This is a genomic window from Paenibacillus sp. FSL R10-2796, assembly GCF_037965315.1.
In the GTDB taxonomy this organism is placed as follows: domain Bacteria; phylum Bacillota; class Bacilli; order Paenibacillales; family Paenibacillaceae; genus Paenibacillus_AQ; species Paenibacillus_AQ odorifer.
On record NZ_CP150178.1, the window covers coordinates 4,348,207 to 4,360,499 of the forward strand.

12 protein-coding genes are annotated in these 12,293 nt (G+C 46.0%); all 12 read right to left on the reverse strand.

What is annotated here, in order from left to right; all coding sequences use genetic code 11:
• Positions 1 to 52: 52 nt before the first annotated feature.
• On the reverse strand, positions 53 to 1,036 hold the full coding sequence (locus NST58_RS19635) for a polysaccharide deacetylase family protein (protein WP_076182607.1): 984 nt from the start codon (positions 1,034 to 1,036) through the stop codon (positions 53 to 55).
• 235 nt (positions 1,037 to 1,271) lie between these two features.
• Positions 1,272 to 3,374, reverse strand: a complete 2,103-nt coding sequence (pnp, locus tag NST58_RS19640) for a polyribonucleotide nucleotidyltransferase (RefSeq protein WP_076127850.1) — start codon at positions 3,372 to 3,374, stop codon at positions 1,272 to 1,274.
• A 292-nt stretch (positions 3,375 to 3,666) separates the two neighbouring features.
• Positions 3,667 to 3,936, reverse strand: a complete 270-nt coding sequence (gene rpsO, locus NST58_RS19645) for a 30S ribosomal protein S15 (RefSeq protein ID WP_036656390.1) — start codon at positions 3,934 to 3,936, stop codon at positions 3,667 to 3,669.
• Between the two features lie 148 nt (positions 3,937 to 4,084).
• Positions 4,085 to 5,032, reverse strand: a complete 948-nt coding sequence (locus NST58_RS19650; RefSeq protein WP_076127848.1) for a bifunctional riboflavin kinase/FAD synthetase — start codon at positions 5,030 to 5,032, stop codon at positions 4,085 to 4,087.
• A 37-nt stretch (positions 5,033 to 5,069) separates the two neighbouring features.
• The gene (gene truB / locus NST58_RS19655; protein WP_339243918.1) at positions 5,070 to 5,984 is read right to left on the reverse strand and encodes a tRNA pseudouridine(55) synthase TruB; all 915 of its coding nucleotides are present in this window, start codon (positions 5,982 to 5,984) and stop codon (positions 5,070 to 5,072) included.
• On the reverse strand, positions 5,981 to 6,958 hold the full coding sequence (locus tag NST58_RS19660) for a bifunctional oligoribonuclease/PAP phosphatase NrnA (protein ID WP_076106341.1): 978 nt from the start codon (positions 6,956 to 6,958) through the stop codon (positions 5,981 to 5,983). Before NST58_RS19660 ends, truB begins: the two co-directional genes overlap by 4 nt.
• Positions 6,959 to 7,030: 72 nt before the next feature.
• A complete protein-coding gene (gene rbfA, locus NST58_RS19665) occupies positions 7,031 to 7,378 on the reverse strand; it encodes a 30S ribosome-binding factor RbfA (RefSeq protein WP_076127845.1) in 348 nt (115 codons plus the stop codon).
• A gap of 18 nt (positions 7,379 to 7,396) precedes the next feature.
• The gene (infB, locus tag NST58_RS19670; protein ID WP_339243919.1) at positions 7,397 to 10,048 is read right to left on the reverse strand and encodes a translation initiation factor IF-2; all 2,652 of its coding nucleotides are present in this window, start codon (positions 10,046 to 10,048) and stop codon (positions 7,397 to 7,399) included.
• On the reverse strand, positions 10,041 to 10,364 hold the full coding sequence (locus NST58_RS19675) for a YlxQ family RNA-binding protein (protein WP_036688466.1): 324 nt from the start codon (positions 10,362 to 10,364) through the stop codon (positions 10,041 to 10,043). The genes infB and NST58_RS19675 overlap by 8 nt, the downstream gene beginning before the upstream one ends.
• Entirely contained in the window at positions 10,357 to 10,665 is a 309-nt protein-coding gene (locus NST58_RS19680) for a YlxR family protein (protein WP_036688467.1), read from the reverse strand. Before NST58_RS19680 ends, NST58_RS19675 begins: the two co-directional genes overlap by 8 nt.
• 28 nt (positions 10,666 to 10,693) lie before the next feature.
• The gene (gene nusA / locus NST58_RS19685; protein WP_036688470.1) at positions 10,694 to 11,791 is read right to left on the reverse strand and encodes a transcription termination factor NusA; all 1,098 of its coding nucleotides are present in this window, start codon (positions 11,789 to 11,791) and stop codon (positions 10,694 to 10,696) included.
• Between the two features lie 26 nt (positions 11,792 to 11,817).
• Complete coding sequence (gene rimP / locus NST58_RS19690; RefSeq protein WP_339243921.1) at positions 11,818 to 12,285, reverse strand: ribosome maturation factor RimP; 468 nt, start codon at positions 12,283 to 12,285, stop codon at positions 11,818 to 11,820.
• Positions 12,286 to 12,293: the final 8 nt, after the last annotated feature.

Sequence of the window (12,293 nt, forward strand, 5' to 3'; positions counted from 1 at the left end):
GTTCTATCTAATTTAATTACACGTGCCTATAATCCTACCAGAAATACATCTCTCACTCAACATTAGAGGGGATTAGCCGCTCTGCTGAGAGCGTTTGACTAACTGTGCCTAGCTGTAACCCTTTTGCTTTGATTCCACGTATCATGGCCTTCAGAGCTTTGGAGGATGCGGCTGTGGGATGCATTAGGACTAGAGTGCCGGGTTCCGCTTTGCTTGTGATTTTGGCAACCACAGATTCAGGAGACGGATTTCGCCAATCTACGGTATCTACGGTCCATAGTACGGTTTTGAGCCCTAAGCTGCCTGCAATTTCTACCGTCTCCTGATCGAAATCACCAGAAGGGGGGGCGAACCATTTATTAGTGACTCCAAGCGATTCCTTTAACAGCTTTTGTGTCTTCTCAATTTCTACAGTAGCTCGTGCACGACTTAAAGTACTCATATTAGGGTGGGTATAAGCGTGATTCTCCATCTCATGACCGCGTTTTAGCATTTCTTTAGCCAGTTCCGGGTTTTTACTCAGCCAGCTCCCATCCAGAAAAAACGTAACTTTAACGTTCTCTTCATCCAAAACATCCAACATTGGCACAATGTACTCATTTCCCCACGCCACATTAATCATCAGCGATACCATCGGCTTAGCCGGATTCCCACGATATATGGGTTCAGCCCCCAGTTGATTCAGGGATATCTGTGGTTCGATCTGCCGATACACAAATTTTATAGGTTCTTTTGGTGCCAAAAGAGCATTCCGATATGTACTCTCTACATCAATTTCAAGCCCGTTATAACCCGGAATCGCCTTCCATACCCGATCAACCACAGCATTCACTGGAGGGGCATTAAGCTTGGCTGCGGCGGTCTCAATCCGTGCCCGAAGATCATTGTTCTCCGCCTTAGAAATATCCTTCCACACAGCTAGGTCATCCTGCGGCTTCAATTGCGCAAGCATGTCCTTTACCGGTCCCTGAGTGCTGCCAATTCCTATCACGATCGCAATACAAGCAACCACTAAAGCCACTTTTTCCGTCTTCATGACGACTTCCTCCCCGGTAGAAACGACTTGTAGTCCGTTCCACACGAATACAAAGACACTTTGTCCCAATCTATGAAACAAGAGAGGAATTTATGTCATAAGAACAGAGGCCAGAGGCGTGATAGTGATGCACATTACTTTATTTCATATAAAAAAAGAGCCAGAACGCAATCGCTTCTGTCTCCTTTTATTATGCTATTAGGTACTTTAGAAAAGGTACCTCTACAATCGAAACTTAAGCTTTAGCTCCAGTTTCCGAAGTCAATACCGCTTTACGCGACAGGTTAACCCGGCCTTGTTGGTCGATTTCGGTAACTTTAACGGTAATTGTATCCCCGACAGCTACAACATCTTCAACCTTAGCTACGCGCTCAGTAGACAATTGGGAAATGTGTACCAATCCGTCTTTACCCGGAATTAGTTCAACAAATGCTCCAAATTTCTCAATACGTCTAACTGTACCCACATAGATTTCTCCAACTTGTACTTCACGCACAAGTCCTTCGATAATCGAACGCGCCTTTTGGATCATTTCTTCATCTGAAGAACCGATAAAGACACGGCCATCTTGTTCGATGTCGATTTTTACGCCGGTTTCTTCAATAATTTTATTGATAATCTTACCGCCAGCACCGATAACATCACGGATTTTGTCCGGATTGATGTTGATAATAATGATTTTTGGAGCATATTTGGACAGATTAGGTCTTGGCGCAGAGATCGCTTCATTCATTTTGTCCAAGATGAACAGACGGCCTTCTTTAGCCTGCTGAAGTGCATCCTGAAGAATTTTGCGATCGATACCGGCAATCTTAATGTCCATTTGAATAGCTGTAACACCTTCTGCTGTACCAGCTACCTTGAAGTCCATATCTCCGAGATGATCTTCCATACCTTGAATATCCGTCAGGATGGAGACATGCTCTCCGTCTTTGATCAGACCCATTGCTACGCCGGCTACAGGTGCTTTGATTGGCACACCAGCGTCCATCATAGCCAGAATGCTGGCACAGATACTTGCCTGGGAAGTAGAACCGTTAGATTCAATCGCTTCTGATACTAGACGAATCGTGTACGGGAATTCAGTTTCACTAGGAATAACCTTGGATAATGCACGTTCTCCAAGTGCTCCATGACCGATTTCACGGCGTCCTGGTGCTCTAAGCGGACGAGCTTCCCCTACGCTGAACGGCGGGAAGTTGTAATGGTGCATGAAACGTTTCGTTTCAGTAGGATCGATTCCGTCAAGAATTTGCACATCACCTAGTGCTCCAAGAGTACAAACGCTAAGGATTTGTGTTTGTCCACGTGTAAACAGACCGGAACCGTGTGTACGCGGTAACAGACTTGTATCACATTCAATCGGACGGATTTCATCAAGTTTACGTCCATCTGGACGAACCTTATCATGTGTGATTAGACGTCTTACTTCATCCTTCACGATATCATGTAGGACTTCTTTAACATCTTTCAGAAGCTCCGGTGCTTCTATGTACTTCTCTACGAAATACGCAACCGCTTCATCATTAACGACATCAATCGCTTCCTGACGCGCATGTTTTTCAGCTATTTTAACGGCTTCCACCAGACGAGCCTCAGCAAATGCACGGACCTCAGTATTCACGTCAGCATTCACTGTATGCAGCTTCACAGCCATTTTTTCTTTACCAGCCACTTTAACCAGTTCTTCAATGGTTGCAACGATCTTGCGGATTTCATCATGACCGAACATAATCGCTTCGAGCATCACATCTTCCGTCACTTCGTTCGCTTCTGCTTCAACCATCATGATTGCATCCTTCGTTCCAGCAACCACCACATAAACATCACTGATTGCTTGCTGAGACATATCCGGATTGATCACAAACTCTCCATTAATCCGACCTACAGCAACGCCGCCGATGGGTCCATCAAAAGGCACATCGGAAATACTAAGTGCAGCTGAAGTACCGATCATAGCAGCAATATCTGGTGCGCAGTCCTGATCCACACTCATTACCATATTCAATACCTGAACATCGTTACGGAATCCTTCAGGGAATAGTGGTCTGATTGGACGGTCTGTCAAACGGCTTGACAGAATCGCTTTCTCACTCGGTCTACCTTCCCGTTTAATAAATCCGCCAGGAATTTTACCTACCGCATATAATCTTTCCTCATAGTTAACTGTAAGCGGGAAAAAATCCAGATCCTTAGGCTCTTTTGAAGCCGTAACGGTACATAATACCGAAGTATCCCCGTAACGCACCATAACGGCTGCGTTTGCTTGTTTAGCCAGGCGGCCCGTTTCCAGCACAAGGCGTCTTCCACCCAGCTGCATTTCTACACGTTTTTCCATAAATACCTCCTTGAATAGTAGTAGACCCGCAGTCTAAAATAGCAGGTTCACATATCGATCTAAATGAATTGGAAAGGCTTGTCCCAAAGGAGGCTGCCTATTCTGTATGCATATAAGAAGAAACGGCTGGGCCTTACTGAAAAGTAAAGTCGCCGTTTTTGCGAATAATCTCATCGATCCTAATATTAAGTTTTCCCTAAATTTTCAAAAAGCAACCCAGCTGTCCCGCTGTCGCTCCGAGAAGGACATACGGTATACAACCAGGCTGCTTTAAGAGTAATCTTATGGAAAATTAACGACGCAATCCCAGTCTTTCGATCAGGGCGCTGTAACGTCTGATGTCTTTGTTTTTCAAATACGCCAGAAGTTTACGACGTTGTCCAACCATTTTCAACAATCCACGACGGGAGTGATGATCTTTCTTGTGCGTACGCAAGTGGTCAGTCAAATTAACGATGTTCTCCGTTAGGATAGCAACTTGCACCTCAGGGGATCCAGTATCGGATTCGTGAGTTTTGTGCTCGTCGATCAATTGATGTTTACGTTCTTGAGTTAATGCCATCCTGTTCACCTCCTTCAATATAATCGCCACTAGCCTCGTCACCGTCGGTGAGAACGTGCAACCAAGCTAAGGTTATGATGCTGTAAGCCAGCAACGTTACTTAGTATAGCATCTCCATTAACAAAAGTAAACGGCTTGTCCGGGATGACTATAAATTATACTCCAGAATCTTCTTCGCGGTTTCTGCATCCTCGCCAATCTGAGTAATCAATGCTCCAATGGAGTCAAACTTCCGTTCTGGACGAATGTAAGCTACCAATTCTACCTTAAGCTCTTGATCATACAGGTCACCCTCGAAGTCAAAAAGATGAACCTCAAAGCTCGGAGTTAACACACCCTCATGAAAGGTTGGTTTAACACCCACATTCATAACCCCATACAGAACTTTATCCTTATAAAAGACTCGGACCGCATATACACCTTTGGTCGGAATGACAAAATGATCACTGAGCTTCAAATTGGCAGTTGGAAAACCAATTGTGCGGCCTCTCTTCTCACCATGCCCCACTTCACCACGCAGATGATAGCAACGTCCGAACCAGGAGTTTGCCAGCCCCAGATCTCCATTTTGGAGACTTTTACGAATGCCGGAGCTGCTAACCTTTTCACCTTCAAGCAGAAAAGGAGGAGCAACTTCCACATTCATAACACCTTCACCCAGTTTGCGAAGCATCTCAACATCGCCTTCACCTTGGTAGCCAAAGCGAAAGTCAAAGCCAACAACTGCTGTTACAATATGTAGCGGTAAAAGCATAACAGAGACAAAATTCTGTGGACTAACCCGGGAAAGCTGCTCATTAAATTCAACAACATACAGGATATCGACACCCATGCTGGCAAGAATCTCTTGCTTTTCAAAGGGTGGCGTCAAGTACCCTTCATAATCTCCCTTACCCATAACATCTTTGGGATGAGGATGAAATGTAAGGACTGCAGCCGGCACACCTTGTTTACGGGCTAAGGCTACAGCGGATGTAATGACGCTGGCATGTCCACGATGCAGGCCGTCAAACTGCCCTAGAGCAGCCACTTGAGGTTGTGCCCATTCGGCAGCAGTCTCCGGCGACATCGGATAGGTTAACGTTACGGTTCTCACGCTGTTTCTCACCTACAATTCACTTGGTAAAATTGATTTAAGCTTGTGCAAACACCTTTACTGGGGCAATAGCACCTGTCTCTTCCAGCTCATAAATGCCAAGAAACAATCCCTGAAGATCGTATAGCCGAATTTGACCTGTTGTCTTCACTTCTGGAGCAATGAACCGCGAAGACAAACGTTGCCCTTGCAGTGCTGCCTTCTTCTTCTCATCCATAACGGTATGCTTAGGCAAATGCGAAATTGCCTCATCAGCAGCGATTAAATGATCTTCCAATGTTCCGGCTTCCTTGTGCGCGGCAATATCCTCAAGGGATAAACAATGGCTGGCAGAAATTCCTGCCGACATTGTTCTCTCCAGCTTCACCATTACACCCGGCAGTTCAAGCGCACGACCGATATCTACACAAAGTGTACGAATATACGTGCCTTTGGAGCATAATACCCGGAAAGTGATGTCGGGATGATTACCTTCCCAAGTCATATCCGTCATTTCGATTTCATAAATCTCTACTTCGCGACTTTTCCGTTCAACGGTTTTGCCTTCTCTAGCCAATTCATAAAGACGTTTGCCGTCGACTTTCACCGCAGAGTACATGGGAGGAACCTGAGAAATTACGCCTTTGAAAGAGGCAAGTACTGCAAGAATCTCTTCCTCAGTTATATGAACCTCATCAACAGTTTCCGTAATGGTTCCAGTTAAGTCTTCAGTATCACTGGACATCCCCAGTCTCAGTGTTGCCACATATTCTTTGGGCAGCTCCTGAATATACTCCACAACGCGAGTCGCACGTCCCAGACAAAGCGGCAATACACCAGTCACTTGGGGATCTAGTGTCCCCGTATGACCAATTCGTTTCATGCCGAGAATCCGACGTGCCTTGGCTACAACATCATGTGAAGTGAAGCCTGCCGGTTTATAAACCGCCAGAACACCTTCTAATTCACTCATAAATGACGTCTTACCTCCTCAAGCACCTGAGCTATTGCCTCTTCAAGCGTAGCTTCTATACGCGCACCTGCAGCACGGGTATGACCGCCGCCTCCAAACGTTTGCGCCAATGCAGCCACGTCAACTTTACCGGCAGAACGCAGGCTAACCTTGACCGCATGTTCGTGAATAACTTTAAAAAGAATGCCTACTTCCACGCCCCGAATATTACGAGGGTAGTTTACGATTCCTTCCAAATCTTCATTAGCAGCAGCACATTCGATCATATGCTCGGGTGTAACATATAGCCAGGCAATATCTCCTTCAGGAGATAATTCCAGCGTATTTAAGGCTTTATTTAATATTTTAACCTGTGGCAGCGTCATTTCTTCAAGCAATGTCTCAGCGAGTTCAGGACCGTTAACCCCAAGGGATAATAGCTCAGATACAGCTGCCATTACTTTTGGTGATGTGTTGGTATAACGAAAACCACCGGTATCTGTTAACAGACCCGTATATATAGCTGTGGCGATATCAATATCCCATTCGATCTCGAATGTCTTCAGCAGGTCGAACAAAATTTCCGCTGTCGCAGCTGCATCCGGTTTGATTAAATTAACGAATCCATAACCGTTATTTGTTGGATGGTGATCAATGTTCAGGATAAGAGCCTCATTCGCAAAATAGCGATTTGTCAGCCCTACTCGCTGAAAATCCGCACAATCCACACAGATGACGTTGCTGTATTGACGGGGCGGTTCACTAGAGGCCATATTGATGATTTCATCCGAATGCCATAGGTATTCCATTCGCTTCGGGATCGGTCCTTCATTCAGCATAGTATATTTTTTGCCCAGACATGAGAGAAGCCAGCCCACCGCAAGGGTGGAGCTGACTGCATCTCCGTCCGGCTGAACATGCGACACTACAAGGTAATCGTCGTGTTCCAGCAGAAACTCACGGGTCTGCTGGAGACTTTGTTCATAGCTCTGCATTCGCCGTCTCCTTTTTAAAGGTTGTTCAAAATAGCATAACGCTATTTTGAACCCCACTTTAATCACTTATTTCTAATCGTTCTTATGAAGCTCTCCAAGAAGCTTCTCAATATGACTGCCATAAGCGACAGATTCGTCGAACTTGAAGATCAGCTCCGGTGTATGCCGAAGGCGAATGGCCTTGCCAAGCTCTGAGCGAAGAAAACCATTGGCTTTCTCAATCGCTTTAAGCGAGTCTGACTTCTGCTCTTCATCCCCGAACACGCTTAGGTATACCTTGGCTTGCGATAGATCGTTAGTCACGTCTACGCCAGTTACAGTTACAAAACCGATTCGAGGGTCTTTCAGACCGCTTTGGATAAGTTGACTAAGCTCTTTCTTGATCTGCTCGCCCACTCGTCCTGCTCTAATTTTAGACATCTATATTCACCTCTTCGCTTAGCGCTCTACAGTTTCCATAAGAAACGCTTCGATAATGTCGCCCTCTTGGACGTCATTATAGCGTTCCAAAGTTATGCCACATTCATAACCTTGCGCCACTTCTTTGGCATCATCTTTGAAACGTTTCAAAGTATCAACCTTACCTGTGAACACTACGATTCCGCTACGGATCAAGCGCATTTCAGCATTACGGGTAATTTTACCGGAAGTAACCATACATCCTGCAATGGTACCCACTTTGCTGATTTTGAACACGCTGCGAACTTCCGCGTGACCGATAACATTCTCTTTATAGATAGGATCGAGCATACCTTTCATGGCACTTTCGATTTCTTCAATTACGTTGTAGATAATGTTGTGCAGACGAACATCTACTTTTTCTTGCTCAGCAGCTGCTTTGGTCTGTGCGTCTGGACGAACGTTAAAGCCGATAACGATAGCATTCGATGCTGCTGCAAGCGTAATATCAGATTCAGTAATCGCACCAGCACCGCTGTGAATGATCTTCACGCGCACGCCTTCCACTTCGATCTTAGCCAAGGATCCTTTAAGGGCCTCGACTGAACCTTGTACGTCAGCTTTGATAATCACGTTAAGGTCTTTGATCTCGCCATCTTTAATGTGCTGGAACAGATCATCCAAAGTTACACGGGTGTTCGTATTCAGCTCAGATTGACGTTGGGAAGTAGAACGTCTATCAGCAATCGCACGCGCTTTACGCTCGTCTTCAAAAGCCATAAACGGATCGCCAGCTTGTGGCACCTCAGTCAAACCAGTAATTTCTACTGGAGTAGATGGTCCAGCTTCTTTGATCTTACGACCTTTATCATTGACCATCGCACGTACACGTCCGAAGCAGTTACCTGCTACAAAGGCATCGCCGACTTTCAACGTACCGTTCTGAACGAGTATACGAGCAACTGGTCCACGGGATTTATCAAGCTCAGCTTCTATAACAGTACCGCGTGCCCGTTTGTCAGGGTTCGCTTTGTACTCATTAACTTCAGCTACGAGCAGGATCATTTCCAGCAGTTCTTCCAAGTTAATACGTTGTTTCGCAGAGAGGTTAACGAAGATGGTATCTCCACCCCACTCTTCAGGAACAAGTTCATAACTTGTAAGCTCTTGCTTCACCTTATCAGGATCCGCACCCGGTTTGTCGATTTTATTAACAGCGACAATAATCGGAAGTCCAGCAGCCTTAGCGTGTGCAATAGCTTCAACGGTCTGAGGCATAACACCGTCATCAGCAGCTACTACGATAATTGTCATATCCGTAACCTGTGCACCACGAGCACGCATAGCAGTAAATGCTTCGTGACCAGGTGTATCAAGGAACGTGATTTTCTTTTGGTTGATTTCGACTTGATAAGCACCGATGTGCTGAGTGATTCCGCCGGCTTCGCCTAGCGTCACATTGGTCGAACGAATAGCATCAAGTAGTGTAGTTTTACCATGGTCAACGTGACCCATAATAGTAACTACTGGAGGACGAGTCTGAAGATCCTCTTCATTGTCATTCTCTTCCACTGTTTCGAAGCTGTCCTCGTCAACAGGAATCTTCACTTCTACTTCTACGCCAAATTCAGCAGCGAGTAGCAAAATGGTGTCGATATCAAGTTCTTGGTTGATGGTAGCCATAACACCCATCGAAATCAGCTTTTTGATTACTTCAGAAGCATCCTTGTGAAGCAATTTCGCTGTTTCACCAACGGTCATGCTGCCACGAACGATGATTTTCTTAGGTGTGTTATCGATCTTCTCGCGGTGTACCATTGGCTGGTTCTTGCCACGGCCGTTCTTACCACCACGACCGCGGTAGTTACCACCTTTACCATCATCGAAACGTCTTTGATTATTATTCGGTCTGCCACCAGTTGTGTTCTTTTTAGGACCTCTGTCATCACCGCGTGTGAAACCTCCGCCTGTGCCAGATTGACCTTGTGGACGGCTGTCAGTGCGTGGTGCACTGCTTTGTCCTTGCGGACGGCTGCCACTTGTGTTGCTGCCTTGTGGACGGCTTCCACCAGTGTTGCTGCCTTGTGGGCGGCTACCACCAGTAGTGCTGCCTTGCGGACGGCTGCCACCGGTATTGCTACCTTGTGGACGGTTGCCGCCAGTATTACTGCTTTGCAGACGGCTGCCACCGGTATTGCTACCTTGTGGGCGATTGCCGCCAGTAGTGCTGCCTTGCGGGCGGCTGCTGCTAGTACTGTTAGTACGTGGAGCACCGCTTTGTTGCGGACGTGCATTCTGCGTTGAACCTGTTTGTGTTCTGCGGGAATCTTGTCCGCTTTGGGGCCTTGGGGACGTCGTCGATTGGTTGTTGTTTTGGTTACTGTTCATACCTACCTGCTTTTCCTGTTGATTTTTGTTGGCATTCTGAGCACTTTGAGGTTCGGCTGTTACCGCACCGGTTGTTACCGGCCGGCTGCTGGTGCCGGTATCCCGCTTGGCTGCAGCGTTTGATTTGATATCCTTAAAGAACTGTTCAACTTTGTTCACGGATCCATTCTCCATGACACTCATATGATTATTCACAGGGACATTCAAACGCTTCAGAATAGTAATAATTTCTTTACTGCTCATGTTTAGTGACTTGGCGTATTCGTACACGCGCAATTTATCTTTGTTCTCTTCTTTAGTCAATAAATCCACCTCCGACAGTATCTCCGAGTTGCTTGGAGATCATTTCCGCGAATCCTTTATCCGTAATGGCCAGTACTACACGCTGGTCTTTACCAATACTTGCACCGAGTTCATCCCGGTGAAATGCGATTACTAGTGGAATATCGTAAGTTCCGCATTTATCACGGAACTTTTTTTGGGTATTATCTGAAGCGTCACCTGCCAGAACGACCAGCTTCGCCTCTGAAGACCGTACAGCTTTGAGTACAGCCTCGTCACCGGTGACTATCTTGCCTGCTCTCATGGCAAGCCCTAAATAAGAAAGCGCCTTACTCATTATCCTCACTATCCTTTGCTGCTAGAAACTGCTCTTCCACGGAAGTAAACTCCCGGGCTAGCTGGGCGTAGATTTCAGGACTCACTTGACATTTCAATGCACGGTCAAGTGCTTTGTTCTTTTGTGCCAGCTGAAAGCATTCAAGCTTGCCGCATATGTAAGCACCACGGCCTGACTTCTTGCCCGTCAGATCAATCAGCACTTCACCTTCAGGCGTTCTTACCACACGAATCAGCTCTTTTTTAGGCATCATCTCTTGGGTAGCAACGCATTTACGCAGCGGCACCTTTTTTTGTTTCATAACAAACGCCTCCCGTCAAGCAGGTTAATTAATCTATGGAGACGGAATCCTGATGCATTTCATCAATAGAAGATTTCGGTCTGCCGTATTCCTGCTCCGCTTGAGTTTCACTCTTGATATCAATCTTCCAGCCGGTAAGTTTAGCGGCAAGACGTGCATTTTGCCCTTTAATACCGATAGCCAGTGACAATTGATAATCAGGAACGATAACTCTCGCCATCTTCTCCGCTTCAAAGACTTGAACTTCAAGAACCTTTGAAGGGCTAAGTGCATTCGCAACATATTCCTGCACCAGATCAGAATAACGGACGATATCGATCTTCTCACCGCGAAGCTCAGTAACGATGGTCTGAACGCGTGTGCCTCTTGGACCTACGCAAGAACCAACGGGATCTACTTCTGGATTGCGGGAATACACAGCAATCTTCGAGCGGAAGCCGGCTTCACGGGCTACAGAACGAATCTCAACTACACCGTCAAATATTTCAGGAACTTCAAGCTCGAACAGACGCTTCAGTAATCCAGGATGACTGCGGGAGAGCATAATCTGCGGACCTTTTGTTGTATTCTCAACTTTTGTGATATAAGCCTTGATGCGTTCGCTTTGTTTGAACTTTTCACCTGGCATCAATTCGCTAAGCGGAAGAACCGCTTCGATTTTACCAAGATCAATGTAAATGTTCCGCATATCTTGACGTTGAACTAGTCCAGTAACGATATCATCTTCTTTGTCGATAAAAGCATTATAGATAAGTCCACGCTCTGCCTCGCGAATTCGTTGAGTTACAACCTGCTTAGCAGTCTGTGCGGCAATACGTCCAAAATCACGCGGTGTCACTTCAAGCTCAGCGATATCTTCCAGCTGGAAATGCGGGTTAATTTCTCTGGCTGCCGGCAATGAGATTTCAGTCCTTGTATCCAGGACCTCCTCAACAATTAACTTGCGGGCAAACACTTTAATGACACCTGTATTGCGATTCATGTCAACACGCACGTTCTGTGCTGCATTGAAATTACGTTTATAACTAGAGATCAGCGCCGCTTCAATCGCTTCAAACAGCACATCTTTACTGATGCCTCTCTCCCTCTCCAGCTCATTCATTGCTTCAATAAACTCCATACTCATGAATTTCCGGCCCCCCTTTCAAGACGTTAAAAAATAATGGCCAATCTCGCACTTGCGACCTTGGCGTACGGTACTACATGTTCTTTTTTGCCCGCGGAGATGAGCAGTTCCTCGTTCTCGAACGAGAGCAAACGACCTTCAAATTCTTTGAGTCCTTGAATCGGCTCATAAACAGTCACATACACGTCCTTACCTACCGCTTTAGCTACATCCGCAGTTTTTTTGAGAGGACGCTCTGCTCCCGGCGAGGAAACCTCAAGGAAATATGCCTCAGGAATAGGATCATTCTCATCTAACTTCTGACTGAAATATTCGCTAATGATCCCGCAGTCATCAATATCAATGCCGCCTTCTTTATCTACGAATATACGCAGAAACCAATTGGAGCCTTCCTTCACGTATTCAACGTCCACCAGTTCGAAACCATTGTCGTCGAGATAGGGCCCGAGCATCTGCTCTACCGTTTGTTTAATTTTAGATTTGGGTGTGCTCAAAAGAAAAT

Excerpts from the sequence above, each read along its gene's own strand:
- NST58_RS19660 (WP_076106341.1), bottom strand. The coding sequence starts at position 6,958 with ATGCAGAGCTATGAACAAAGTCTCCAGCAGACCCGTGAGTTTCTGCTG.
- pnp (WP_076127850.1), bottom strand. The coding sequence starts at position 3,374 with ATGGAAAAACGTGTAGAAATGCAGCTGGGTGGAAGACGCCTTGTGCTG.
- truB (WP_339243918.1), bottom strand. The coding sequence starts at position 5,984 with ATGAGTGAATTAGAAGGTGTTCTGGCGGTTTATAAACCGGCAGGCTTC.
- NST58_RS19680 (WP_036688467.1), bottom strand. The coding sequence starts at position 10,665 with ATGAAACAAAAAAAGGTGCCGCTGCGTAAATGCGTTGCTACCCAAGAG.
- rbfA (WP_076127845.1), bottom strand. The coding sequence starts at position 7,378 with ATGTCTAAAATTAGAGCAGGACGAGTGGGCGAGCAGATCAAGAAAGAG.
- NST58_RS19635 (WP_076182607.1), bottom strand. The coding sequence starts at position 1,036 with ATGAAGACGGAAAAAGTGGCTTTAGTGGTTGCTTGTATTGCGATCGTG.
- nusA (WP_036688470.1), bottom strand. The coding sequence starts at position 11,791 with ATGAGTATGGAGTTTATTGAAGCAATGAATGAGCTGGAGAGGGAGAGA.
- rpsO (WP_036656390.1), bottom strand. The coding sequence starts at position 3,936 with ATGGCATTAACTCAAGAACGTAAACATCAATTGATCGACGAGCACAAA.
- NST58_RS19675 (WP_036688466.1), bottom strand. The coding sequence starts at position 10,364 with ATGAGTAAGGCGCTTTCTTATTTAGGGCTTGCCATGAGAGCAGGCAAG.